At 46.0% G+C, this 26458-nt stretch carries 28 protein-coding genes; 3 read left to right on the top strand and 25 right to left on the bottom strand.

The window, feature by feature from the left end:
* Complete coding sequence (locus tag K9N75_RS09510; protein WP_224452522.1) at positions 1 to 2418, bottom strand: glycogen/starch/alpha-glucan phosphorylase; 2418 nt, start codon at positions 2416 to 2418, stop codon at positions 1 to 3.
* Positions 2419 to 3009: 591 nt separating this feature from the next.
* Here K9N75_RS09510 and K9N75_RS09505 point away from each other — a divergent pair.
* The 3 genes from K9N75_RS09505 to K9N75_RS09495 are packed head-to-tail and all read left to right on the top strand — an operon-like array spanning position 3010 to position 5764.
* Positions 3010 to 3375, top strand: a complete 366-nt coding sequence (locus K9N75_RS09505) for a GtrA family protein (RefSeq protein WP_224452359.1) — start codon at positions 3010 to 3012, stop codon at positions 3373 to 3375.
* A complete protein-coding gene (locus K9N75_RS09500; protein WP_224452521.1) occupies positions 3372 to 4289 on the top strand; it encodes a glycosyltransferase family 2 protein in 918 nt (305 codons plus the stop codon). Before K9N75_RS09505 ends, K9N75_RS09500 begins: the two co-directional genes overlap by 4 nt.
* Positions 4286 to 5764 (top strand): glucosyltransferase domain-containing protein, encoded by a 1479-nt coding sequence (locus tag K9N75_RS09495; protein ID WP_224452520.1) that lies wholly within the window; start codon positions 4286 to 4288, stop codon positions 5762 to 5764. The genes K9N75_RS09500 and K9N75_RS09495 overlap by 4 nt, the downstream gene beginning before the upstream one ends.
* A gap of 46 nt (positions 5765 to 5810) precedes the next feature.
* Here K9N75_RS09495 and K9N75_RS09490 read toward each other — a convergent pair whose 3' ends face one another.
* From K9N75_RS09490 to K9N75_RS09375, 24 genes are all read right to left on the bottom strand, one after another.
* The gene (locus K9N75_RS09490) at positions 5811 to 7631 is read right to left on the bottom strand and encodes a tail fiber/spike domain-containing protein (protein WP_224452519.1); all 1821 of its coding nucleotides are present in this window, start codon (positions 7629 to 7631) and stop codon (positions 5811 to 5813) included.
* 56 nt (positions 7632 to 7687) lie between these two features.
* Complete coding sequence (locus K9N75_RS09485; RefSeq protein WP_224452355.1) at positions 7688 to 10153, bottom strand: host specificity factor TipJ family phage tail protein; 2466 nt, start codon at positions 10151 to 10153, stop codon at positions 7688 to 7690.
* Positions 10101 to 10532: an NlpC/P60 family protein gene (locus K9N75_RS09480; protein WP_224452518.1), complete on the bottom strand. Its 432-nt coding sequence runs from the start codon at positions 10530 to 10532 to the stop codon at positions 10101 to 10103. Before K9N75_RS09480 ends, K9N75_RS09485 begins: the two co-directional genes overlap by 53 nt.
* Before the next feature lie 3 nt (positions 10533 to 10535).
* The gene (locus tag K9N75_RS09475) at positions 10536 to 11006 is read right to left on the bottom strand and encodes a DUF1833 family protein (protein ID WP_115348026.1); all 471 of its coding nucleotides are present in this window, start codon (positions 11004 to 11006) and stop codon (positions 10536 to 10538) included.
* Positions 11006 to 11503, bottom strand: coding sequence for a hypothetical protein (locus tag K9N75_RS09470; RefSeq protein ID WP_224452517.1), 498 nt, complete (start codon positions 11501 to 11503; stop codon positions 11006 to 11008). The genes K9N75_RS09475 and K9N75_RS09470 overlap by 1 nt, the downstream gene beginning before the upstream one ends.
* 38 nt (positions 11504 to 11541) lie before the next feature.
* Entirely contained in the window at positions 11542 to 11769 is a 228-nt protein-coding gene (locus tag K9N75_RS09465; RefSeq protein ID WP_224452516.1) for a hypothetical protein, read from the bottom strand.
* Between the two features lie 10 nt (positions 11770 to 11779).
* A complete protein-coding gene (locus K9N75_RS09460; protein WP_224452515.1) occupies positions 11780 to 14995 on the bottom strand; it encodes a tape measure protein in 3216 nt (1071 codons plus the stop codon).
* Between the two features lie 45 nt (positions 14996 to 15040).
* Positions 15041 to 15748 (bottom strand): DUF6246 family protein, encoded by a 708-nt coding sequence (locus K9N75_RS09455; RefSeq protein ID WP_224452514.1) that lies wholly within the window; start codon positions 15746 to 15748, stop codon positions 15041 to 15043.
* A gap of 55 nt (positions 15749 to 15803) precedes the next feature.
* The gene (locus tag K9N75_RS09450; protein ID WP_130994429.1) at positions 15804 to 16559 is read right to left on the bottom strand and encodes an Ig-like domain-containing protein; all 756 of its coding nucleotides are present in this window, start codon (positions 16557 to 16559) and stop codon (positions 15804 to 15806) included.
* Positions 16560 to 16626: 67 nt separating this feature from the next.
* The gene (locus K9N75_RS09445) at positions 16627 to 17007 is read right to left on the bottom strand and encodes a phage tail termination protein (RefSeq protein WP_224452513.1); all 381 of its coding nucleotides are present in this window, start codon (positions 17005 to 17007) and stop codon (positions 16627 to 16629) included.
* Entirely contained in the window at positions 17004 to 17375 is a 372-nt protein-coding gene (locus K9N75_RS09440) for an HK97 gp10 family phage protein (protein WP_224452512.1), read from the bottom strand. Before K9N75_RS09440 ends, K9N75_RS09445 begins: the two co-directional genes overlap by 4 nt.
* A gap of 1 nt (position 17376) precedes the next feature.
* Positions 17377 to 17721 carry a hypothetical protein gene (locus K9N75_RS09435; RefSeq protein WP_224452511.1) on the bottom strand — a complete coding sequence of 115 codons (345 nt, stop codon included), beginning with the start codon at positions 17719 to 17721 and terminating at the stop codon, positions 17377 to 17379.
* On the bottom strand, positions 17718 to 17888 hold the full coding sequence (locus K9N75_RS09430) for a hypothetical protein (protein ID WP_224452510.1): 171 nt from the start codon (positions 17886 to 17888) through the stop codon (positions 17718 to 17720). The genes K9N75_RS09435 and K9N75_RS09430 overlap by 4 nt, the downstream gene beginning before the upstream one ends.
* A gap of 2 nt (positions 17889 to 17890) precedes the next feature.
* Entirely contained in the window at positions 17891 to 18286 is a 396-nt protein-coding gene (locus K9N75_RS09425; RefSeq protein WP_004090856.1) for a DUF7370 family protein, read from the bottom strand.
* A gap of 62 nt (positions 18287 to 18348) precedes the next feature.
* Positions 18349 to 18534, bottom strand: coding sequence for a hypothetical protein (locus K9N75_RS09420; protein WP_004090855.1), 186 nt, complete (start codon positions 18532 to 18534; stop codon positions 18349 to 18351).
* 10 nt (positions 18535 to 18544) lie between these two features.
* The gene (locus K9N75_RS09415; protein ID WP_004090853.1) at positions 18545 to 19621 is read right to left on the bottom strand and encodes a major capsid protein; all 1077 of its coding nucleotides are present in this window, start codon (positions 19619 to 19621) and stop codon (positions 18545 to 18547) included.
* 13 nt (positions 19622 to 19634) lie between these two features.
* Positions 19635 to 20093: a gp53 minor capsid family protein gene (locus tag K9N75_RS09410; RefSeq protein WP_004090852.1), complete on the bottom strand. Its 459-nt coding sequence runs from the start codon at positions 20091 to 20093 to the stop codon at positions 19635 to 19637.
* 12 nt (positions 20094 to 20105) lie between these two features.
* The gene (locus K9N75_RS09405; RefSeq protein WP_035502695.1) at positions 20106 to 21374 is read right to left on the bottom strand and encodes a hypothetical protein; all 1269 of its coding nucleotides are present in this window, start codon (positions 21372 to 21374) and stop codon (positions 20106 to 20108) included.
* Positions 21358 to 22287, bottom strand: a complete 930-nt coding sequence (locus tag K9N75_RS09400; RefSeq protein WP_004090849.1) for a phage minor head protein — start codon at positions 22285 to 22287, stop codon at positions 21358 to 21360. Before K9N75_RS09400 ends, K9N75_RS09405 begins: the two co-directional genes overlap by 17 nt.
* Entirely contained in the window at positions 22250 to 23602 is a 1353-nt protein-coding gene (locus K9N75_RS09395; RefSeq protein ID WP_224452339.1) for an anti-CBASS protein Acb1 family protein, read from the bottom strand. The genes K9N75_RS09400 and K9N75_RS09395 overlap by 38 nt, the downstream gene beginning before the upstream one ends.
* Positions 23603 to 23629: 27 nt before the next feature.
* Positions 23630 to 24949: a PBSX family phage terminase large subunit gene (locus tag K9N75_RS09390; RefSeq protein ID WP_004090845.1), complete on the bottom strand. Its 1320-nt coding sequence runs from the start codon at positions 24947 to 24949 to the stop codon at positions 23630 to 23632.
* Positions 24933 to 25469 (bottom strand): terminase small subunit, encoded by a 537-nt coding sequence (locus K9N75_RS09385; RefSeq protein ID WP_004090844.1) that lies wholly within the window; start codon positions 25467 to 25469, stop codon positions 24933 to 24935. The genes K9N75_RS09390 and K9N75_RS09385 overlap by 17 nt, the downstream gene beginning before the upstream one ends.
* A gap of 2 nt (positions 25470 to 25471) precedes the next feature.
* A complete protein-coding gene (locus K9N75_RS09380) occupies positions 25472 to 25666 on the bottom strand; it encodes a hypothetical protein (protein ID WP_004090843.1) in 195 nt (64 codons plus the stop codon).
* A 380-nt stretch (positions 25667 to 26046) separates the two neighbouring features.
* Entirely contained in the window at positions 26047 to 26451 is a 405-nt protein-coding gene (locus K9N75_RS09375; protein ID WP_130994444.1) for a hypothetical protein, read from the bottom strand.
* Between the last annotated feature and the right edge of the window lie 7 nt (positions 26452 to 26458).

Raw genomic sequence — 26458 nt, 5'->3', positions numbered from 1 at the left:
TCAGCAGTTTATTCCCCAAATATCCTTTGCATATCCCTGAATGGTTCTGTCACTCGAAAACTCCCCCATCCTGCTAATATTTAACAATGCTTTCTGATGCCACCGTCGCGGATGTTCAAAATCCACCATAGCCTGCTGCTGTGCCTTACAGTAGCTACCAAAATCCAGCAGATGACAATAATTATCAGCCGTTGTCAGCATATGATGTAACGGCGCAAAAAGATCTCGGTCGGCAGTAAATACCCCCGAAATAAGTGTATCCACGATAGGTGCAATTTGCGAATTACCCTGCTGATAGACGCGATTATTATCGTCATAGCGTCGGCTTTTATTGATATCTTCAGCAGTCGCTCCAAAAAGATAGAAATTCTCACTCCCCACGGCATTACGGATTTCAATATTGGCACCATCATACGTCCCGATCGTTAATGCGCCATTCAGCGCAAATTTCATATTACTGGTTCCTGATGCTTCAGTACCCGCGGTCGAAATCTGCTCCGAAAGATCGGTTGCCGGAATGATGCATTCGGCCAACGAGACTTTGTAATCCTCTAGGAAAACAACTTTCAATTGTCCAGCTATATATTGATCGCTATTGATTTTTTTGGCCACAGTATTAATCAACTGAATAATGAGTTTTGCCATGTGATAGCTAGGCGCCGCTTTGCCTGCAAAGAGATGTACTTTGGGCGCTATAGTTTTGCCGTTTTCTTTGATATCAAGGTAGAGAGAAATGACATGCAAAATATTCAGGAGTTGGCGTTTATACTCATGAATGCGTTTTACCTGGCAATCAAACATCGCCATCGGGTCGAGCATAATTCCATAACGTTGTAAAACAATCTGGCTAAGCGCGGATTTGTTTTGGAATTTAATGGCGCGGATTTGATCGATGACGCCTGCGTCATCTGCCTTTTTCTCCAACTGGCGAAGCAAATGTAAATCCGTCGGCCATCTGGCGCCCAGTTGCTGATTCAAAAACGCGGCAAGATTTGGGTTAGCCTGCTGCAACCATCTGCGCGGCGTGATTCCGTTTGTCTGGTTAATGAATTTTTCTGGGGTAATAAAATAGAAATCAGGTACCAGATATTTTTTGATGAGCTCCGAATGGAGCATCGCAACGCCATTCACACGATGGCTACCGACAATGGCTAGATTTGCCATCCGAATGCGCTTGTCATTATCTCCCTCGAACAAAGACAAAGACGTCAACAAGTGGGGATAATCGGGCCAACGCGCAGCAACGTCATTAAGAAATCGATGGTTAATTTCAAAGATTATCTGCAAGTGACGCGGCAAGAGCTTTTCAAAAAGCGCTACCGGCCAGGTTTCCAGAGCCTCTGGCATTAATGTGTGGTTTGTGTAAGCACATGTATTTTGCGTGATATCCCACGCCTGCTCCCAAGGAAGGTTATATTCGTCTACTAATATTCGCATCAGCTCTACAACTGCTAATGCAGGATGTGTATCATTAAGTTGAATAGCCACATGCTGTGACAGTAGCGAAATATCTGTTTCAACTTCACCATATTCACGAAAAATATCGCGCAATGTGCAGGCCACGAGGAAATATTCTTGAGTGAGCCGCAACTCTTTACCTGTCAGAATTTCATCAGCGGGATAAAGTATCTTTGAAATATTTTCAGAAGCAATTTTCTCACTGACCGCTTTTATATAGTCGCCCTGATTAAAAATATGAATATTGAAAGAGTTGGAAGCAACAGCACTGTATAACCTGAGTTTGTTCGTGGTACTGCCTCGGTAACCCGAAACGAAATAATCATTTGGGATACCGACGATGGTATTCCACCCCATCCACATAGGATTATAATTCCCATTAGCATCATTTGCGTGTTCAATGTAACCACCGATAGGGATCAACATCTGTTGCGTATGATGTTCAACCAACCACGGGGAATGCATTGAATGCCAGTCATCCGGATGCTCTATCTGCTGCTCATCCTGAAATGATTGTCTGAACAAACCATATTCGTATTTGATGCCATGACCCGATGCGGCGATATTCAGAGTGGCCATAGAGTCAATGAAGCAGGCAGCTAAGCGTCCTAATCCGCCGTTCCCAAGTGCGGCATCCGGTTCTTCATCAAGAATGTTGTCGAAATCAAACCCGAGCTCATTGACAACCTGACGCATGTCGTTCAGCAAATTCATGTTCATCAGATTATTGCGCAATGACTGTCCGAGCAGAAACTCCATAGAGAGGTAATAAACACGTTTTTTCTTTTTTACGCGTTGCTGCGCTTGGCTACAGAGAAATTGATCCTGTTGAAAATATCGAACTGCCAGCGCCACAGCATTAAATATATCGCCGTCAGTAGCCTTATTTAAGCTAACGCACAAGGTATATTTTAATTGTTTTTCGACAAGATCTCGTAAATCTCTGTTGGTGATAGGCATGTTGACCTCACTGAACTCCGCTGTATCTTTTAAGTACGCAGAACATAAGATATTGTTTTATTTCAAGTGTAGACTGAGATTTTCATCTTATACAATTTAGATCCACAATTAAGTGTCATACAGTTTTTGGACTGAATTAGTTAGAATTGAAACTATCGAGGGTTTTGTTGAATAAATCGAACTTTCAAGTGATTTGCAGCGCTGCTCCCTACAGAGATTCCAACATCGAATTCCGATGACAGCGCAAAAAAAAGCTCGCAATTTTCATGCAAGCCCTTGAATTTGTTGGTGGGTCGTGGCGGGTTCGAACCGCCGACCAATTGATTAAGAGTGCATAGAACTACCTTTTAAACCAGTAACTTACCGCATCTTACGCCGCTCACACGTCCCAAGATGGAAAAGTTTGTAAAACCATTTAAGATGCATGAAAACACTATGAGTCCCAAATCTGTCCCAGAGAATTACCGCAGGCCACTCATGGGTGAACTGCGATAGTGCTCTCCCTTCATCCAATTGCTTAAGATCAATAGCTGATCAGAAGCGTCTCAAATGCTAAACTCTTCCATCACTTAAAATTACTCTTATTGACAAATGCTTAAGCTTTTTTCCAGATACATATCTGTGGGTGTTGTGAACACGGCCATTCATTGGATGGTTTTTGCCATAATTTTCTATGGTGTTAAGGATGATCAAGCCCTCAGCAACTTTGCTGCGTTCTGTGTTGCTGTGACCTTCTCTTTCTTCGCAAATGCACGCTTCACATTCAAAGCCCAAACAACAACCATGAGGTATATGCTTTACATTGGTTTTATGGGGGTGCTTAGTGTTGCCACCGGCTGGGCTTCGGAAACATGTGGTTTACCACCAATCTTTACTCTTGTTTCCTTCTCAGCGATTAGCCTAGTTTGCGGATTCTTCTATTCTAAGTTCATAGTTTTCCGGAGTGAAAAACAGTGAAAATCTCGTTGGTTGTTCCAGTCTTCAATGAAGAGGACACGATACCTATTTTTTATAAAGCAGTTCGTGAATATCACCCTCTAAAAGAATATGAGGTTGAGATTGTATTCATCAATGACGGTAGCAAAGACTCAACTGAAAATATTATTAATGCGCTAGCTATTTCCGATGAATTAGTTAAACCGTTAAGCTTCACTCGAAACTTTGGCAAAGAGCCCGCATTATTTGCTGGACTAGACCATGCCACTGGCGAAGCCGTCATCCCTATCGATGTTGACCTACAAGACCCGATTGATGTCATTCCTCATCTAATAGAAAAATGGAAAACTGGTGCTGACATGGTGCTTGCGAAACGCACCGATCGCTCTACAGATGGACACTTAAAGCGCAAGTCCGCTGAAATGTTCTATAAGCTACACAACAAAATCAGTACACCCAAAATTGAAGAGAACGTAGGTGACTTCCGCTTGATGTCCCGTGAAACTGTTGAGAACATCAAACAACTTCCAGAACGCAACCTATTCATGAAAGGTGTTTTGTCATGGGTTGGTGGTAAAACTGAGGTTGTTGAATATTCTCGAGCAGAGCGCTGTGCTGGTGAATCTAAGTTCAACGGCTGGAAGCTTTGGAATCTTGCTCTCGAAGGTATTACCAGCTTCTCAACCTTCCCTCTCCGTATGTGGACATACATTGGCCTTGGTGTTTCTGCATTCGCATTCATCTACGCTGTGTGGATGATTATTGATAAACTCATCTGGGGAAACCCTGTACCCGGCTACCCATCATTAATGACTGCAATTCTTTTTCTTGGTGGTGTCCAACTCATTGGGGTAGGTGTTCTTGGTGAGTACATTGGACGAATTTATATTGAGACAAAACAAAGGCCAAGATATATCCTGAAGGAAAAAAAATGATACATTACAAACAATTCTTCAAAGAAATTAGACCAATTTTAATGGTGGCATTTTTGTACGCCACCCCAATTTTACTTCTAAATAACATGTACTATGATGACATTGGTAGATCTATTTACGGCTACTTCTCTTGGGGTATTGATGGAAGACCTTTATCTGACGTTATCATGAAGATGTTAATCCTTGGCTCTCCAGCTACTGATATATCACCATACCCACAAATCATATGTCTTATAATAATGTCTTTATTGTGTTATATGATGCATAAACAATTCAACCCTAGCCAAAAATTTGGATGGATTTGTTTCACACCTGTTTTTCTTAGTCCATTTTTTATACAAAATATCGCTTTTAAATTTGACTCACTTGTTATGTCACTTTCTGTGATATTAGCGTTTTTACCAATTGTCTTCTTAAAAAAAAGCAAAATAAATATTTTATTTTCAACATGCATACTTTCTTTGTTAACTTTTTCTTTATACCAAGCATCTATATCAGCACTTACTTCATCATGTGCTATATACACATTAGTATCTATCCATAACAAAGAAAAATTAAAAAATATAATAGAAAACTTACTCTGCATCTTTTTTGGTATGATTTTAGGGTATTTAATATACTCACTAACCATTATTCCTATGTTTGTCACTAGCGATTATGCCAATAGCTATAATAAACCAGTAAGCATTTATGAAATACATAAAGTATATGATAATCTCAAAATATCAATTGGTGTTTTAAGAACTTATTTCACTGGTATAATGGCAATCGTTATTTCTCCTTACCTATTATTAGCTGCAATAGGATTTATTAGACTTATCATTGGATGCATACATTCATATAAGACAATAACAAATAAATTTTTATCTTCATCCTTATGTATACTATCGTTAATTGTTATTATAATTTCCATACCTGGGATCGGTATTGCGCTAGAAAACATGCCGATAGGGCCTAGAGTTTTCATTGGATTTGGTTTCTTTATTTCGTCGTTACTGCTGATGTCGTCTTGGGCTTTTTCATCATTAAGCAAGGCGCTCCCTATAATTTACTCCATACTCATCATTTCAATGTTCTCCTATATGGCAACATTTGTAAGCGCGATGAAATCTCAGGATAGGATGACTGACTATATAATATACAACCTATCTAGAGACATTCAAGATATTGGCTATTACAAGGTAAAATCAATAACAATAGACGGGAAAGCTCTGTATACCCCGATCGCAGACAAATCAATACAAAAGTTCCCGCTAATGAAACAATTGATACCTTCATATTTTGATGGCGAGTTGGCGTGGGGAGTTGTCAGAATGAATGAATTTTACTCTGGCCCAGCGAGCCCTTCACCCGCGGCACATGGTAATTTAATATCTAATCTATGCAGCTTTGAGTTAATAAAGGATGCCGGTCTGTATAGAATTTACATGCAAGATGGTAACATGATTGCATCATTTAATTTTAAAAAATGTTAATCATGTAATAAATAGCGGGTGATTTTTCCCCGCTATTTATTATATATCAAATAGTTCGGTAATCTGCTCCGCCGGATGTAGTCACACCATCAATCCACGAACCAACATTACAGACTACACAGTTAGTCCCACTTGCTGTTGTTTGCAATAAATTTGTCAATGTATTATCTCGCGAAAGGTCTCCGCCAATTATTTGTATTGATAATGCCCCAACGTTTCCACTATCAAACTCCATATATTTCATAGGAACGATTGGGTTTATTTGGTCTATCGCTAAATAATTTTCGATCTTGAGTGAAGCTTTAAATGATACATTACTTTGTAAGATGGCTTGAACCTGCGTCCCCTTGACCCCTTCCGTGGCGCAACTTGTCATACTTATACAATATGGGTTAATGAACCTAAAAGCGTAAGATTTTTGCTCGCTTGTTCCTGTAAGCGGAATTATACCCTCTGCAGTACAGCAATCAAAAGAAGAATACTGTAAACCATCTATTTCAAAACCAATTTGATAATTTACTACACTTAATAGCCTTGCTGAAACTGACGTACCAGACAACCAAAAGTTTGGAGAGACATAATTAGATAACAAGAATCCAATATTTCCCTTACCATACAGTCCAATTATTTGAGTTGACTCTATGTTCACCCCGAAAGAATTCGTTCCTTCAAGCCCGATGTAAGCACCTTCAGTTCTGATATCTTTTATTATTGGCATCGCTGATTTATCTAACCACAACCCATAATAATTCATGTTGCTATCGGTTAGGTTTTCTCTAGTTAACGTCATGCCCTCTAGTCTTGGTAAAAAACAAAATGACGACATATCTGTACTATCATGATCATATTTGTTCGGAACAAAAACAACCAATGCGTCAATAGTCGGCCCCCCAGTTATGGGAAATCCATTATTAGTTGTTTTTTTGAAAGTAGTTTTATTCTTTCCGCTTCCTATAATTGCTGTTTCACTATAAATATTAAGTGACTCGCTTGATTTTACTACTCCTGATGGCATTAGTAACTTAGCTTTATTTTCTCTCGCATAATCACAAGCCTTTGTGATAACCGAAGCATTGTCCGTCACACCATCTGGCTTCACTCCCCAAAAACACATGTCATACTCTGTAAAATTAATCCTCCGCCACGCCAGCGTACCAGTAGCCGGCACAATCACTATCCCACCATCATCAGCAATCGGTGAGGTGCTATTGTCGAAAGACTGGAAGTAACCACCGCCATAGTGCTTCTCTGTTGCTGTAGCGCTTGCCGCTGAAGCTACATAGACAATCTGCCCCGCCGCTGCCGGAACCTTTGATCTCAACTCAGACAGATTTAGGAATCGACCAACAAGGTTAAAGCCATCTTTATCATATAGGCCGGAGTTAGCTTGGTTTAACTCATCCAAAGCGCCTTTAACGGTAGTTTGACCATAACCCACCATCTCCGCACCACCTTCCGCAGCCAGCTCACCGCGCAAAGTAGAATCACCAACACTCAGCCACTTTCCAGCACCGATGCCACCGGTTGATTCTGGCGTTGAGTTGGCGGGAACGACTTTAGGCCCCGAGGAAAAAGAGCCAGTCCATTTGTAATATTCGTTATTCGCCTCGTTGAATAAAACTTCATTTGGTTTTGTTACTGTCGCGCCAGTAGTGAATGACACACCTGTAAGGGTGACATACCCAAACGAGTTCATTACCTGTTGGGCTAGGTAATTAATGCCTTCAATGGTGTAGTGTTTATTGCCAAAGCGATCGGTGTAAGTCCATCCTGAAGATGTTACGAACTCGTCAATTTTCCCAGCGTTAAATTTTAAGTCGCGTGGTGATTCACTTGGAACTGCATCTTGTGTCGGTGTAGTGGCCATAATTTTTCCATAAAAAAAACCAGCGCTATGGCTGGGCTATTGAAGGTAGATGTTGGTTAGACGTTATAGTCTGGGTTAGCGTCGAAATACTCGTCACACGTCAATGAAAACGTACCGTCAGAGTTGGGTTTCTTATCTGATACTCGCCAGCGCATAGCCTCCATTTCTTCCGTGGTGGCGATGACATAGCGAGATGGTGATTGAACGTTGTAGCCGTCGAAAATGTTGAGCGTGATATTCGGTACTGCTGCGGTGAATCCAAACTTGGTATCGGTACGTGGATAAGCTCTGATTTTGTCCGTAGAGTTGCCGATCGAGTCAGTCACCCTGACGTACATGTCGCCCGCAAAGTTAATCTGTTCGCTTGTATCAAAGTCATTTCCGTTCCGCGCAACAATATAGCCAGCTTGCTGGTTTGTGTCGTAAGTGTCAGCAACAACAATCATCTCGCCCGGTGAAACATATTCCCCATCGGCCAGTGTCTTCATGTTCATCTTCATGCGTGAGCTGACCAACCGGTTAACTTCCAGAAGCGCCCTATCCCTTGCTTGGTACTCGTTGCGGCAACCACTCAACGATATCTTGAGCGGCGATGATGCCGCTTGCTCAACAATTCCCGTGTCACTAATGCGGTACCGGATGTAGGTTTTCTTGTTTGTCTTCGGACTGACATACTCGATTTCTACACCGTCGTAGCCACCCGGCATCGTCATGTCGTAACTGATCTTGTACTCATCAGCGACGATGTTTGCTCTGTTGAATACAGCAGATGGAAACTCTTTGCGCTCATCCCGTGCGAAGGTCAGAACGCCGTCGTCCCAGTACGCGATCACCCTAGCCGCATTGCAGATGGTCTCTACACGGTTACCTAGTGAGATGTCTTCATCGTCAAACGTATAGTCGAAGTATCCCAACAACGGATCCGGCAATGACTGATAGATGCTGTACAACTCGTAAAGGTCTATCGTGTCTTCTGGTTGCTTACCTATGACCAGCCACTCATGCGCGACCGCATCAGCAAAGCTGCGCGACGGCCTGAGCGTATAGTCAACAGTGCGAGTATTGATGTCATAGCTGATTGTGTGACGTGTAACGAGTGCGTTGTATTTGCGATCACGTGAGCCGGTGGCCTGTTCAGTTGCGCGCACCGTGACTTTCACAAGAGTGTCATTTGGATAGGTCACATTCTTGCGTCGCGTGACTGAGTGTGCCTCGGCTATTTGCAGAAGATTACTATCAGAGCTGTTGTTGGTCTTTCGCAGTTGGAACGCATATCGTGCGTTGCCGTAAGGCGGAGTAAACTTGAATGTGCCGTATATGTAATCGGCGCGACTATCGCTAGCGTTGAAAACATAGCCAGAGTAGCTATAGGTTGGAGATATTATGTTGTTATCATCATCAACAGCCCAGTATTCAAGCAAAAAGTCAGCGCCCTCTCGCTTTCCAAGTTGAGCCTGCAGATGCACCCACAGCTCATCTCCCTCAATCGCCGCGAAGTATGGCCCAGAGATATTCCCCTTGTTTTCAGTCAGCGTGAATATCGTGTTATTGATTGTCGAACCCGCAGGAATCTCGACAGGACTGTTGATTGATGAAAGTTGGAAGGTGAAGTAGTTAACGGGGTCGATAACTGCGCCATCATCAGATTCAGTAGCGGAATCTAGAGACGCTGAAAACGTTACATCTTCAGTCACATCGCCGGACGCCAGATGGCGCGTAACATTAACGGTAACCTGCACTGGCAGCGGCTTTGGGATGTCAAAGAAATAGTCGAAATCTGGTGACTGAACGATTTTAACTGCCGCTGATGTGCCAGTTATCGTACCTGATACAACATCATTAGTGGTTGCGGTTGCTACTTGCTCGCTATTGTCTTCGTTCGGCCCCAGCACCTCCTGCCCGTCAACGTCATCAAACTCGAATCCCTGAATGATTTCTGGGATGACGGTGCCGGGCGGATAGAACTGGTAGCTAGCGCCAGCAATCGAACCCAGACTTGACTCTGAGTAGCGCACACTCTCAACCGTATATTGCCCGATCCCAAAATTCATCCATTCAGTAACGTACTTGATGTTGTCAGTAAACTCGAACATAGACTGCTGGATTAAGTCTGGGAATGAGCGAACCTGCCCATAAATATCAGGCCTAGCTTGATATGTGCGGGCGATATTTGTTTGACCGGTCAGCTTATTATTTGGGCTTTCTTTTGCGTTATTATCCGCAGACGTCGAGAATGAAGGTTTAGGCGCTAAGAACGAAAATACTTTGGTGACGAGTTTGAAGACCGGACTCAGGATATCGCTGACTATGCTGCGCGGCTGATTGAATATCTGGATGCGATGCAACTCTGTGAGTTCAAACGAAAGCTCGGTTTCCTCGTCTGCCAATACGCCATTGATGACGATTGCAATATCTCTATCAAACGCTTGCTGCACCAACCAATTATAAAAGTTAGAGCCGTTTGCCAGCTCAATTCTCTCCTTCGGCACCCCGGGCAAGTGCTGGATTTCTAGAAGTGCCATACGAATAAAACTCCACTTTAGTGAATACCTTTTCAATTACGCGCAGCTTATCGAGCCTAACCGAACCATTGAGGCCGCGGCTATGTAATGCCATTCCATTGAGCACTAAACCAACATGCTCCGCTCTACGCCCCATGTAGCCAACAAAAATGCCATCCTCGACGGGTACTTTCTCCCGCTGCCAAAACACTACCTCTTCTCTGTAGCAAGTCAGGAAATCACTGTTACTTTCATACCCAGCCTTGTGATGCACTTCTTTGCCGAGAACATGCCTGTAATACAGCGCGACGAGGCCCCAGCAGTCACAAGCCTCCATCGAGCAGGCGCGGTTAGCCCACGGAACGCCTATCATCCGTTTGATAAAGTCAGATTTAGTCATGGTTTATCCGATTTCGAGACCGGGCCAATCGGCTGGGTCATACAGCAAGGCCACGTTAGTGTTAAGCGGATTGGTCATAGATAGAGAAACGTTGACGTTATCAGCATCAAGTGAGCAGTCTTTGACGTACAACTGCCACTCCTTGATCGCTATTGTCATGTCTTTAGAGTCAAACAGCCGATAGGTAACTGTGATTGGTTCAATGCGGCTATACGAACGCCAGACCTTTAGTTGCTGCTTAAAGTCTTGAGCAAGCCTGCTGAACTTAATCGTCGAATCGATTATCGGCGTGCTGCTTTGCTGGCTTTCAGATAGCTCAAACCGGCATGGCTTATACTCCACTCCGCCCAGCGTTTTCGGGAAGACTTGGTTGTTGACTAGATAGAAACTGCCAAACGAAACATGATGAAACTCAATAGTTTCGTAGATTATCCGGTTAGGGCGCTGTGCCCGATACTCTCGCAGTGTTGGCATTATGGCACCCTCGGCAATGATTCCGGGTCGCGGTCATCGGGATAGCCAGTGACAATGATATCCAGCCAGCTCGCCCAAGGCGGCGGCAGCTCGACAATGATGTCGTCAAACTCATCATCAGCGTTATTCAGCTTCCTGCAGATGACATCCCCAGACCACGTGAAAATATTCCCTGTCTGGTTCCACGTTGGCCACGCAGTGAAATGCAGCTCCTGCAACTCGATGCCTGTATCTCCCGTGCCATTGTTCAATCGCATGGAGAACCACTGGTTACAGTTATCGAGATAGTTTGGACTGCGCAGCCACTGCATAAAGGCGCGGTGCTGTGTGATCGTGAATATCCACTTGAGAGAGAACGACGTTTTTAAATCGTCGGTTAATTTCTGGAAGATTGGCGCACCGACAAGCGGCTGATCGGTTCTAAATCCGGTATCCGTCGCCGGACTCTTATCAGATTTCTGCGCTATCGGGAGCCAGTCAGGATATGGAATTGTCATTCATGATCTCCTGGCAATAAAAAACCCGCCGAAGCGGGTTAGATGACTTCACTAGGTCCTTCAGGAATATCATAAATATTCATCTCTGCGCCGGTAATGTCCCCACCGTTCGTGATCGACAAATACTCATTGGCAGGAATAATCCCCTCAATCACCGTTCCACCAGATGTCGTAATTTTAAAATTAATTACTCTGTTAACACCTATGTTTACTGTCTTACCAACTTCCAATGACGCTGATTTCCATGATTGCTTGGGTTTGTCCATTCTTACCTCGTTATTGAATCGCTCGCCTTGGAGCTTGATGATACCTTGATATTGATTGGCTAATAGGCCCACCATTGCTTATATCTGCAACGATAGTCTGTATGTTAACAGAACCATCCTCATTAACTGTGGCTTGGCTATCAACAGTTGCGCTAGTGTAGTTTTGAATGTTGTTATATACGATTACGCCTCCACTACCACCGGTCTGTAGGTCAGCATTGCTAATCACTTTCCCGCCGTCACCGGGGATCATGTAGTTCTTGCCGCCAGATTGCAGAAGCTCTGGTGCACCGCCCTCACCAACCCGGTACATAGAACCAGCAGATACTGGCCCACCATTTTTACGGGCACCCATAACAGACATTGCTAATCCAGCGGATTGGGCTGATTGATAGGCAGTAAGCCCTGTTCCTGAAGCCACGCCACCAGTAGCAATTGACGCGGCTATTGCAGCCGGAGTCCATGCAGCTAATGCAGCGCTAGCACCGGCAATTGCTGCCGTTGCATTAGCTGCTTGAGCTGCAGCACCTAGTGTCTGTGTGATAATGAAGTTTTTAAGAGCCTCTACACCAACTTGAACAAGCGAGTTTACGACAGTATTCAAAATGGTATTCCCAAGAGACCTTAATGCATCCTGAGCACTCATTGTTCCTGTCAGCAATCCAGTCAAAGCATTTGACGCATTACCTGCGAAAGCATCAACGGCATTGGTTAGCATGTCATATCCGAGACCTTGCTGGCTTAATATTGACCACAAAGCATCTGTTCTTTGTTTTTCATACTGAGCATTCTGCGCATTCATCAATGCCAAATATTGCGCGTCAGTAGCAAGCTTGGCCTGTTGATATTGGTCATCGGTTAACTTATTGGCAGCCCTTGCGGCAACAAGTGCAGCCTGTTCCTGCTGGTAGTACGTCTGCATTAAAGCTAGCTTTTCGGCATTCTGATTGGCTAACTCAGTAACAGGATCTACTTGTGCTCTGTTTGCGGCCTCCGGTGAGACTGCTTTTTTAGCATTGGTATCGGCAATCGCCTTGGAGTAATCCGCAGCAATTTGAGCGCGGCGTTGTTGAGATTGCTCAAACGTGACGTCACCCGCTTTAAGCTGACGATCAAGTTGTGCATTATCCAAGTCACGCTGTTGCTTAGCTTTTGCTGCCGAGTCAGCATCTATAGCGGCTTTCTTATCTGCTGCCTGCTGCTGTATATCGAATATTTGTCCTGCTTGCTGTTGAGCTTGTTGGATTTGAGCCTGAGTAGCTCCGGCGCCAAGTTCCTGAACTGCTGCTAATTGGGCAGCTTCTCTGTTCAATCCCTTTGACTTCAATGCTGCAACAGCCATCTCATTAGATAAGTCTTGCAGCTTTTTAGCGCGCGACTCTTCCGCTCGCTCTGCCGCTGTTTGCTCTTTTGCTGAGGCCTTAGTCTCCTTGGCGACCTCTTTTTGAGACTCTGCCAAATCAAAGTTAGCCCCAGCATTTTCCCGAGCGATGCGAATTGTTTCATCATCGGCGCCTAACTTTCTCAGTTGCTGTTCAACCTTAAGTTGTTCGCGTTTCCTAAGATTAGTTTCTGACAGCAATTCATTTTGACTATAGAGGTCGTCGAGAACTTGCTGCTGCTTCGGATCACGTTGAACAGTTAGAGACGTCGCGTTGAACTTTTCTTTTTGCCCAGCAGCAAATCCTATAGCCTTACCTAACTGGTTCATCATGCCAGCCGCAACGCCAGCCTCTTCACCATTTCTCTTTAGAAGGTCTATACCTTGCGCCATATTGCCGTTTAGGTTTGCTTGTGCAATCCCAACAGCATTCTGGGTCTGGCTAAGATTACGCTGTGCTTTCTCAAGTGCTGCTGCCGCAGTGCTTTGAGCGTCGATGGCACCTGTTAGGGCTTCGTTTGCCTGACGGCCGCGTTTAGTTCCTAGTCCCCAGTTATCAACCTCTTTAGTTAAGTTAGCTACCCGTGCAGACGTCTTGTCATATTCAGCTTGAGCATCTGCGAGTACGCTATTTAATTCAGGGATCGCGCTGCGTAGTTTGGCAATCGTGGCAGACAACTCGGTTGCCGACATATCTTTCATCTCGCCGATCAGCTTATTAACGCCGTCAGCTAGCTCAATGGCCGCCTTCTTGGCCTCTTGAGCTTTCTGATAGAAATAAAAGATTGCTGATGCAGCAAGAGTTGCCGCCCCAACAGGGCCACCAACCAAAGCTAGTGCACTACGAGCTACACCAGTCGCCGCACCAAATGCAGAAAGTGATGTTGAGGCGGTAAACGCAGTGGCCGCCACCTTCAACTGGCTCGCAGCCGCCATAGTCAGGGCCGCGACATAGCGAGAGCCAATTACAGCTGCAACAGCGATCACGACAGTGGATACCGCGTCAAGATTTTCACTCAGAGTAACAACCGTATCATTGAAGATTGCAACAGAAGCACGGACGGTTGTTGAACTACCTATAAACTGGGTTAAGTTGTTTCCAGCAATTGTCAGAGACTGACCGATAGTGGAAATAGTATTAGAGAATTCGCGCCCGATCGCGTCACCCTGTGAAAGAAGACCATTAACCACAACATCAGTCGTCAACTGCCCTTGGGCTGCCATTGCGCGAAGCTGCCCAATATCCACGCCCAGTGAATCAGCTAACGCGTTTGCCAGTCGGCTCCCCTGTTCTGTTACAGAGTTAAACTCTTCACCACGCAATGCACCAGCCGCTAAACCTTGAGATAACTGAATTACGGCATTGCTTGCCTCTTCAGCTGTGGCGCCGGAAACAACAAAGCCTTGGTTTATGATTGTGGTTAGACGGGTTAAATCCTCTGCACTTGTGCCATAACTACGCGTTGCCCTTTCAAGCCTTGCATAGAGTGAGGCTGTCGCATCTAAACTGGCGCGGGTATTTTGAGAAATATCGAATACTCGCTGGGTTACAGAAGTTAATTGCTCACCAACACGGACTGAGTTGGCCAGCTTGTTGTTAACCGTTGTCCACGCATCTGCATAGGCTGCAATTTCACGAACCGAAAGCGCAGCAGTCAACGCAGTAGCTACTTTGGTTAACGATGCAAATGACTTACTTGTGCTATCCGCCGCCTTACCGGTTTTCTCAAACTGGCCATCCATCTTATCCAGACGATCATTTACTTTCTGCTGCGCGGCAATGAGCCCAGCAACATCCATCTGGACGGTGTAAATAATATTCCCGACTTCCTGCTCGCTTGCCATTACGATCTCCAGACATAAAAAAACCTGCCGGAGCAGGTTGTGACATTAAGCGGTCTTAGCCGGTAACTTCTTAGACTTGACCAATCTGCGGCGACCAGAGAGCAATTCAGCCGTTCGTTTATCATCCGCGTCGATCACCGCGTCATACTCTTCCTTCGTGAACCCTTTCTCTTCTGGATACTTAGCTTTAAGCATAAGCTGGAACTCTGTCATGGTTAGCTGTTCAGCTTCGCTTCTAGGCATGTTGAAATGAGCCCGCGCCGCGTTTATATAATCGACCACTCGAAACTCTGATGAATACTCATCTTTGCTTTCATGCTTTTGTAGCTTTCTGAGCTTTGCCTTACCGATAACACCATGCTCGATTAGCTCACGCGCAATGATGATTATCTCCCCGATCCCCATCTTCCCTTTGCGGTAGACGACACCTTTTCTACCGGGTCTCCACTCGCCAATTAGCGAGGTTAAATCATCGTCACAGCACGCCTGCATTATGCTCATTGCTGTAGCCAAGACGGGGCGGCCATATACGGGAGTCTTTATTGTTTTTAACAGCCATTCAGGGACCTTTCCCCATGCATCAGAGGCTTGTGAGATTAGCCTAAAAACCTCAAATCCATTCATGGTTGCGTGTGCAGCGACTATTTCAGACGGGGATCCGATTCTTGCCATAGCAACTAGGGAAGGCCGAAAGAAATAGTCTCTCTCACGGTCTGAGATAAGCATTTCTCCAATGTCGGTGATCGGTGTCATGTGAATTCCTTGTGAGCAGTATCGAGGGCATCATCGATACCCTCTGTAGTGCTTACTAAGCAGTTATTACTGTTGCCGCGTAAACCGCAGATTTTGCGCCGTCGGTTGTGGTGACAGTAATATTTGCCGTACCAGCCGCTACGCCAGTTACCGTTACCGTGGTGCCAGACAGTGTTGCCGTCGCCTTTGATGGTGCTGATGACGTTACCGTGTAGGCTTTGTTGGTTGCGCCAGCAGGGGCTACATCTACCGTGAATGTAGTCGTTGCGCCAACTGCAACACTCCCGCTGGTCGGAGTGACAGTTACACCCGTAACGGGAACTTCCTCTTCCAGATATTCGACAGTATCAGCGTCAGCCACCTTGAACTCGCCGGAGTAAGTTGCGATGTCAGATGCCCCGAACTCGCCAGACCATGAAGTCGCAGCCATATAGCCTTGGAGAACTACGGCGTCTTCACCGGTGAAATCAAACTGAACCCAGTATGTCGGCTGGCGGCCAGATTTGGTTTCTGCCAATAGCTCTTTGGATAGTTTGATTGGGCCAAAGTCAGTTGGCTTATCGCGCTTGCGCCACTCACCATCAAAGCTGATCGTCAGATCCATATTGGTAACAAGGTTCTCAACCAGACCCTTCGTGTCATCAGCCTCAGAAGTAACAGTGTTCATTGAATAGTCGATTGACTTGGTGGTCAGAGCGCCCATGCGTACGAACTCTGATTGTTCTGGGACTGTATCTGGGCAGCCTTCGGCAAGACGCAGAATAGCGACGCGGCCAATTAACTTCCCGTAATCATTCTGGCAATCTGCCATGGTGACTTACCTCTTTTGTTGGAAATAAAAAGGCCACCATAAGGCAGCCTGTTAGTTTTGAATGTTGTTATGCAGTGCAGCGGAATAGAAGTCTGATGACCGTTCTTCCCTCTTCCGTAGGAATTGGCGTTGGCATCCCGCCAAGGTTAAATACTGAGTTCAGACAGGAATCTATTGGATGTTCTGTTACGTAATCCAAAATCTCTTGTGACCTTTCAATTACTGGCAATGCATCCTTCTTAGCACTAACCAGTGCAAGCATTACGGTATCATCAGCCCCAATATCATAAACTCGGCCAGAGCCACCATTAGGCTGAAAAACCATATATTTCATGGTTCCCTTGTCATCTGGTTGCTCCTCCCACTGAACCATCTGTAACTTATAACCATCAGTGAGGTGACTAATTTCTAAGTAATTCATGAAGCTGATGAAAGCAGGAGTATTCATAGGCTCATTTCCTTTTTCATTACAGCATCAATCCTTGCCCGAGATTCCTCAAATGAAAGTTTTAGGAATTCCTTCTTAGCCGTGGAGCGCCTGAAATTTTGCTTAACGTTAGGGTCGTGTACGTACTGTGCATAACCAGCGGTATACCCAGCCTCGCCGATCAACTTAGTTCCCTTTACATCAACGAATGAGTATCTGCTATTTATCAGATTTGACGTATCACCGATCGGCGTGTAGAGCGCGGTTAGCTCCATACCCACATAAAGGCCAGAGTACACAGCCCGAACAGCCTTTTTCCCCTGAATATCACCAATAAGCCTACTCATATTGGCTTTTGCCTTGGTTCTCCCCTTCACCTTAACGCCCATATCAGACTCCGGTTATCAGTGCATAATCATCAGCAACACGATCAAATGTGTCCGCATAGCGAATGATATGCTTAATCTCATCTGCGCCGGCGTCGATAGGGTTTGCCTCAGTAGAAACTCCGATAAGCAGGTAGTCACCCTCTTTAGCTTCTGCGTACTCAGTCCAGACGGTATCCTTCACCACGAACTCACGACCAACATCAGCGTTACCACGCTTAGAGTCGCCGCCGTAGTCGCATGCAATTGTGATAGGTGCGGCGAATGATGGCTTATTCCACTCATCAGTTCCGATGCTACGCCAGATAGTGGCCTCAGCCGTATAGCTCCAATTTGCAACGCTGCTCATTCTCGCCACCTCTCGACCTTTGCACTGCTATCACGAATGCGCTTGCAGTTAATCACCCATTCACCTGAGCTGTTCACATAACCGGTGGTTTCACGTCCGGTATCGGTGCGAACCCATACGCGGGCGAAAGGTTTCGGACTGCGTTCTTCTACAGAGAACCATGTCATGACTAACTCCCGCACATACATCCACCCTTGCCAATCCAGATGCCAGCATAAGCTGATACGGTTGGATCAGGAGGCAGAACACCGTTGGTGCAACCAAACTTATCAAGCCCAGTGAGAAGCGATAGAGAGCCTTTCCAGCGGTCAGCGAATGACTGATATCTGAAAGAACGAGAGGCACCGCTTGGCGCTGTCTGGGAGCTGATATATTTATCCCCCTGAGCAAGCCCCATCAGCCCAATCAAATACAACTGAATCAGCAGAGCAGTAGATGCTGGATAGTGGGAGTCTAAGCAGTCTTGAATGCTGTTAGCTTGATCAACAAGCGCTTGCAGGATGAAGTCTGGAAGTGTAATCCCGACCGAATCCAAATACTCTTTGGCTTGTTCGATGGTTACCATGTTGGCTCCAGAATGAAAAAGCCCCGCAGATGCAGGGCATAAAAAAACCGCTTTCGCGGCGTTTAGTCTTCTTTGGCCTTTTTGCCCTTGCCTGATGTTGCCTCAGGCGTTGCTGGGGTTAATTCCCCGCCAGCTTCACCGCGCATAAGTCGGACATTTGACTTCAATGCTGGGTGTAATTTATCTAGCTCGACTACGTCACCAACATTCACGCCAAACCAAGGTCGAACTACTTCGTACTTAGCCATGATTACCCCCTTACGCCAGAACGGCTCCGTAGACTACCCCAGACAGGCCGTCGCCATCGGTCGTGATTTGCAAACCTTCTGCGGACATAATCTGGAAGTTGTAGTTGACGTTTGGCAATGGGCGAGGGAGAGGAACAACACCAACAGCCATGCCAACCAATGGAGAAATCACATCCTGACGACGCTGATAAGCGATGAACTCGTTACCTTTGAGAGCAAAAGTCTGTCGAATTTCACGAACAGGAGCGAACGGAAGTACTGCCTGAAGCACGTTTCCGCTAACTACGCCATTCACAAAATAAGGCTGAGCAAGGTTAGCCCAAATCTCAGGGCTAACCCACATCACGTCGTATGCCGCCACTTTATTATTTCGAGCAGTCTGGCCAAAAGCACCTTTACCGAAGAATTCCATGATTTGAGCGGAGGTAGCAGTGGTCAAATCGATGTTTGCACCACCAGAACCTGAGCCAAGATTAATCTTCTTGGTATTACGATGGTTTTTCAGCCCTTGTGCTGGATAGCTTTGAACCTGAATATTTGCGTCGCCGTTCAGAAAGTAGTTCACTCTCTTTTGGTTGAACTTACGCATCTTCGCCATTTGCGAGTCAAGAACCAGATCAACACCAACTGTGTTCATGCCAGCGGCATGTCTCCAGTTAACGCCATATCCTGCTGTAAATACAGGGACAGGGTCGCCACCGGTAGCATATTCAGTGTGGTCGAACGAAAATGGAGCCTGTCCATCAATACTGATAGATACATCATCAGCAATATCACCAACAACATTATAAAGTTTGGCAGTTTTGCCAACTGGCAAAATTGTTTGAACCGACATCAGGTCGTTAACAATCTCCATCCCAATTTCTTGATCGCGTAATTGGATAATCTGATTATCAATCTCAGCCCAAAAATCACGGGTCAGGCCACCAAGCGCGTTAGCCGCTAGCATATCTGGCGTTAGGAGTTGACGGTTTGCTGCGATCATTGATTTGTTTTGAGCGTTCCAGATGTTTCGGTTAGCCCACAACTCATTCCAATGACCGACGAGGCGGCTGTTTGCTGCCAATGTCTCTTTAGAGAAATACATGTTTTATCCTTCCTTATGCGCCAGCGCCAGACGCTGCAATAGTGCCAACGCGCATACGCACGCGAATGAAATCAGTAGAGCTTGCAGCAATAGTTGCTTCATCTTGGCTGTAGCCGATCACTGAATCAGTGTCAGCGGTTGCCAGAGTAAATTGACCATTAGAGCCAAGCTTGATCGGAGAATCTTTTTTATAGGATCCTGCAACACACAGGAGTGCAAGTTCGCGGCCTTCTTCTACATAGTTTCCTGCGGCAGAATCACCTGATGGGACAGCATCACGAATGCCTAAACCTTGGTGATAGGCGCAGTCGATAATGTAGATTCGACCGGTTAAAGCTGTTGCCTGAGCAAACTTACCAGAGCTATTGATAATTGCAGCGGTACCCGGCAATAATGCCGCGGCAGTGGTTCGTGTCTCGGTTTTGTACAGAGACTTGCCGTCAATGTTTACACGGCGATAGCGAGAAGCCATTTGAATCCCCTCTTACTTGAAGTATTGATCGGCAGCTGGTGCGCCGGTTTCTGCTGGGTTGTTGGCTGAGTTTCCGGCTAGCGGTGCCGCATCACCCAAGTTTTTAAACATGCTGTCCAACGCTTCACCAGACAGTGCGTTTGCTACGATATCGCCATGGACTTTTGCCACTGCTGCTCGCTTGGTCGCCTCTTCTGCTCGAGAGTTTGCAGTGAGAGAGTCAGATAGCTCTTTTTGATTGGCTTGCAGAGCATCAACCTTTTCCGCAAGAGGCTTGATAGCCTTTTCGGTATTGGTCGCCACTGCCTCACCAATCATGTTGCCGATTGTCTCTAGTTCTTCTTTGGTTAAAGGCATGTCGCCCTCCGTTTGGTTTGTATTTGTTGCAGGTTTATCCTGCTGGTTGAGAAATGATTTGAATTTATTAACAGCAACAGCCACCCAAGACTCTTGCCGGACTACTGGTGAGCCAGTTTCATCAAAGGTTATTTTTCCGCCATCGCTTTTATAGCCAAATACTTCAGCCTTACCGCCGTTTCTGACGACCACAACTTGCGAGTCAGTGAAGTCAGCAACCCACGCATATTCATCTGGTCCAGATGCAAATTTGTCTCTTACCGCACGGTCTAGCCGGTTTTCTCGTTCGCGATATGACTCGCCAACCAATGCACCAGAGTTAGCTTTGATTGGCGTCGCTAGGTCAGCGTTAACCATTAGCCCGACGCCCTGTTCAGGCGTTGCGGCACCAACTTCATGGAGTAAGATTGCGTCATGATCCATGGCTTTAATCTTGGCGACCCAATCAGCGCCTAGCGCTTTTTGTTCTTCGTTTGCTTCAACCTGATCGAGGAATACAGCAACACTTGTGTGGATGGGTGGAACATCTTCTCCGCGTTCAATCGCAGCTACGCGCTCTAAAAGCTCTCGCCCCCCCTCTGACTCCTCGGCCTTACCGATATCTACCCACTTTTCTAAGTAAATACGGTTGCCGGACTTCTTAACATTACGGTTCCAAGCCCCTACGTAGCCGATGTTTAGCCCTTCAGGAGAGAATGCTGATACAAACTGCCCATTAACCATTGGGTGTCCTAGTGGTGCCAGCGTCCCCTCAAGGCCGGTGTAGTGAGCATCAATTTCGTTTTCTGGATATAGTCCGCCATTCATAACCACGTTTGCTGGCAGCGTATAACTGGGGAGGATCAGGTGGTCGCGGCCGTTGTAATTCTCACGCCTGATAGACTGACTGTTTACCTTAGTTGTGACGTTAACCTGCATTGTCATCGGTTAATCCTCTTGCCTTCATTGAGGTGTATTCCTTCCTCGTTCGTTCGATTACGGTGTTTGATAATGGCTCGCCTTTGTCGTCTACCAGCACGGCTACAGTGGAGCATTTGCAGTTAATTGAGTTTGCATCTCTAGACCACCAGTCTCGCTGCTCATCCGTTGTGTAGAGTTTTCCATGCCTAGCTGCGTGAGTGCGGCGAGTTGTGGGACTCAGCGCTGAGATGTGAAGCTGCATTGTTTGGATGCCGTAGTTGGCCTTGGCGTCATCATCCTCATCCATACGGGCTCTTCTTAAAGCCGTAGTGATTTCAGTTCTGGCAATGCGATTGGCTCTACGGGACTCAATGCCAGTTTGAGTTGTTAGGTTTCTGGCAACCTCTTTGGGATTAAGGCCGCGCCCTATGCCATCAGTCAGTATCCGAGCCATGTCAGCTTTAACTTGAGCACTTAGGTTCTTCATCTCTTCAAATTCGCGAGCCCGAACCAATACAAGCCTTAGTTGGTATGGCTCACTCATCAGAATGCTTTGAACGCTATTTTGCCCAGCGGCATAGGCCGGTGATTGCTGGGATAGGTTTGCAAACTCTTGAGCAGTTCCGCGCTGATATGCCACCTCGACATACTGATCGAAGAACCACAGGTTTAGCTCTCCACCCTGAAGCAATATTTCATCCACCATCCTCTCTCCATTCTGTAGAAGCATGGATAGAAGGCCTTGGTCTAGTTGGAATGCGTATCGTTGGTTAACTGCGGGTGATGCGGGGATTCGGTTCAGTATCTGTATATAGCCTTTGGTGATTAGCTTCATGCGCTTTGAAAAATCTCGCATGGATCCACGTTCTAGCCTATCAACTCCGGTCGGATCCTGTTTATTACTGGGTAGGATCGCCGACTTTGCTTTCTTCGCCATCGTCGATCTCCTCACCTAGTGGGTCATTTTCATCTGATTCATACCCAGCGGCCTCTCTAATCTCGTCTCGAGAGAAAACTGGCTCTCCAGTGGATACCGCCTTCTGGTTGATTTCGCTCATTTTGGTCGCGCTATCAAGCTTGTCAGACGATGACTGTTCGTTGAGGTCGTCCCAGATGACGGTTTTCTCTGACACCGGATCGATAATTTGCAGTTCGATTAGCTTGTCAGTGAAATCTTCAATGTCGTATGAAAGCTCTCGCTCTCTGCGTGACTGGCAGCGAGCATTCATATACTTCTGGTCTTCAGTGCTTGCTCGCTCGCCAGTTTGCATACCGACAAGAACCTTGGCAGGGATATCAACACCTGCCGCTGCCGTCTGGAGGTTTACGTCATAGGTTGGTGATGGGTCAGCTACTGAGGTCACCAGCGGCGTTACGCTTGCGCCCTGTGTGGTGAGCATCACATCGTTTCCACGGTTTACTTCTTTAGCAGCTTCATTGAACTTCTCTTGTAGGTCATCAACACTAACCCCATAGAGAGAGGCGAGATTGTTGAAATCAATTTCTTTCTCAAAGTTAACATTCAACTGCCTAGCGGCGTTCTTGAGGAAAGATTCACCAGACCCACCTTCAACTTTCTCAAGGCTGACAAAAGCGTTGTATGAAGGCTCTAAGAATCCAATGGCATCGTCTGAATAGTCCCCCAAAATAAACACACGGTCAGGGTGAATTTGGACCCTACGACTCCCACCATTCGATAGATATTCGGTGTATTCCCACATAGTGGGTAGGCCGTATGTGATTGAGTTGATATCAGTATCCAGCGAGTAAGGCTTTAAAGCCCCAGCCCATACAGGGGTGACCTTTTTTAGCCCCTTCCCTTTCGTTACAGACTGATTCCAAGCATTTCCATCACGGATATGTAGCAATATGCCTGACCACCGGCCAACCAATCGACGCTTATCAGCATCAGCAAAGCTATTCCAGAGTCTGTTAGTGAATACCGGTTTAATTTTCCCTTCCCAAGCAGTAGCTTTCTTCGCTTTATCGAATTTATCGCCTTCGATGATTTGCGGGTTAGACTTCCAACAGTGGGATATGATCTTGTTGACTGCGCCAAATGCAATGCCGCCGCGCCGGTAGAGCTTATAGAGGTCATTAAAGGTTAAGTCCTCTTTGAAGCCATACTCACACCACGCTGAGCTTCGCTTTGCATCAAGTCCCATAGTTGGATTTAGTAGCCCCATACGGGCACGCGCCATCCTTACATCCGTCATGGCGTGATTGACGGCTAGCTGTAGTTTGTCGTTCATGGAGTGTCCGTAGAAGATTTATTATCGCTATCTGCCTAGAAGCCTTTTTGGGATCATCATTCCTGCTGACTGAGTTTTGCGTTTGATATAGCCATCTAAGCCATAACGAACGCCATCCCAGCAGTGGTTGTTTTTGTCTTCGATGACTGGCAAAACTTCGCCGGTGATCCGGTCTGTTTTGTACGAGTAAAGACGGGCTTCTTTTGCAGTTTCTTTGCAGCGTGGGTGAATGATTATCTGCTTGAATCCACGCAGACATGTAATGCCATCCTCAACACTGCCCTGCCATTTTTGCGCAGCAGAAATATTGAACCCCTGCCCTTTAATGTGGCTTATTGTCTCTGGTCGCGAGTTATCAGCCTTAATAGGCCACTTTCTCGCCTCTGGAATACCAGGGAATTTTGCTTCATCTGTAACTTTCCACTCTTCCAGTTGCTTTGGCTTAGCCCCGTCCTTACCAGCGTAGAACTTCCACATGTCATCAAGCTCTACGCCATTGCCATAGGCTTCATATTCGATATAGAGATTGCTATCAAGAATGAACATTCGGATAAGTGTGTTCGGGTCTTTCGCGAAACCGAAGTCAGCACCAAACAACAAGCGTTCAGCCTTCTGCCAAAGATCATCAGCAAAACTCTGGACAACGTACTTGTTGGCCAGTACCTGCTTATCTGAATTTTCGAGATAGGCACCTTCCCAGATCCACGCATAATCAGCGTAATCAAGGTTTTCTAAGTCCTCTAGCCTTTCTTCCTCGAGGACCTCAGGGAACCATGGATTGTCTCCGTAGTTCATCTCGGCAAACATGGAGTTTTTGGGAGGATTCTTTCTAAACAGCTTATCTGTCGCGCTGCCGTCTTTTTCTGGGTTCCATGTAACCCAAATCTCAGAGCCTTTTTCACGAACCGTAGGACGTAGCTTCTTCCATGCCGTCGATGATACTGATTCAGCTTCATCTACCCATGCAATCAGTATTCGAGCCTTTGATTTGATGCTGTCGAGGTTATGCCGCAGACCACAAAACACGTAGCTAACACGTTTGTTTTTAGTCCTGATGTACTTTTCGCCTATATCGAAATAATCATCGAGCCATGGAACAGAGCGGATAGCTTGCTTGATCTCTTCCATCGATGATTCTTCAAGGGAGTTCATGAACTCTCTAGCGCAAAGAATTACACCGCTTATTCCGCTCTCAGCTGCCTGATATGCCTTAACCGCACTCATCAGAGCAAAGGTTCGCGTTTTTGCAGAACCTCGACCACCATAGGAGCCGCGATATCTGACGCCTTCCTTAGCAAAGACTGGGACTAACTTGGCGGGTATTTGTAGGTCAACTTGATTTTCCATTGGCTGGGTCAACTCCTACCAGACGAATGGTTGTTGGCTTCGGTGTCATAGAACCATCTGATGATTTGTGATCAACCATCTCTTTGAAGGCGCTGACGTCAATGTGCTTACCTAGCAACTCAAGATTCTTCACCTTGTCAGGCCATTTGATTTTCTTAAGCAGAGAAGGCACATCGCCGGATGACTCAACCACGTCAATCCCTGAAAGCGTGGTTCTCCATACCTTGGGCCAATCTTTAATCGGCTTTAGCTCACCGTTTTCAAGCAGAATGTCAGCTACGTCCATCTGATCAATTTCAGCAAGGCGCTTTAGAACGTAAGCAGCATCAATGCCAACCTGTTCGTTACGCTCCTGCTTAAGCTGTATAATACGTTCGGCAATGTTTGGTTTTGTTAGGTTTTCACAACCAGTTGCTCGGGCAGTTTTCTCACTGTACCCCGCACGAATGGCCGCTTGTGTTGCGTTCAAATCAACGAGGTACTCGCGACAAAACATTTCTTGTTTGTCGTTGAGCGCCATAATTACTCCTGAGTTTCTTCCACTACCGGCTTGAATGTGATTTCACTCAACTCATCCGGCTGAATGTATGTCCATGAGCCGTCATGCTCCGAGATAGCAAATAGACCGTTAACCAGTCTTGGCTCTTTTGTTGTCATGACGCCTTCGTATGTGGTTCCGTCTTTCTTTGTTGCTTTGACGTTGTACTTATCAGCCATAAGAGAACATTCCTCTGTTTTTTGAGTATCCGCCCTACGGCGCTATGTGAACTTATGCTGCAATATCGTGTGCTATCAGTGAAAACACACTGTATTGCTCCATGATTCTTCTGCCACGGTTCATGTTACCGCCATGAGAGCGAGTGGTAATCGCTCGGCATTGGTCGTTATTGATGTCTCTGCACGCTAACGGTCAGGAGAGGAACCGGTTGTGGCTAATGCAGAGATGCTGCGACAACCCTACGCAATTTGATTTGGTTAGCCAGACTCGCCCCGCTTCGCAGAGGTGCTAACTGACTTACGGCTTACCCGTCAGCAAGATCGGATCACCCCTTTAGCAGTGACACTATCAAGCGCCTACTTGAGACGCTTTGTAGTGGCTATGCGAGGTTATGTTTCACCACTTCATCTCTTGCGAACGAACTAGCGAACTTAATGATGAGTGATGCCATCACATAAACAATGGCTGTCACTATCCATCCAGACCAAGCGTATAAGCATGTCATTGCAATGAAAGTCACCCAGCCAATAAAGCGAGCAATCCCTGTTTTTTTCTTTGCAGCATCCACTAGAAGCTTTGCAAGCTTAACCTTGGTTTCTTCACCTGATTTCTCATACATGGCACTCGCCACTACGATAATTACCGCAATGGGAATAGCGAGTATGCAGAGCATCCAGTTGATAGCGACAGCGAGAGTGACAAGCCCTTCAATCTGATAGAAGACACCTGCTGACATGGAAATTAGAAGTAGCAGTGAAACTGTGTATGCGATAACTGTTTTCATGATGATT

It is taken from the genome of Hafnia paralvei, assembly GCF_020150375.1.
GTDB lineage: Bacteria > Pseudomonadota > Gammaproteobacteria > Enterobacterales > Enterobacteriaceae > Hafnia > Hafnia paralvei.
Note: the sequence above shows the minus strand (reverse complement) of the source record. Positions and strands in the feature narration are given on the sequence as shown.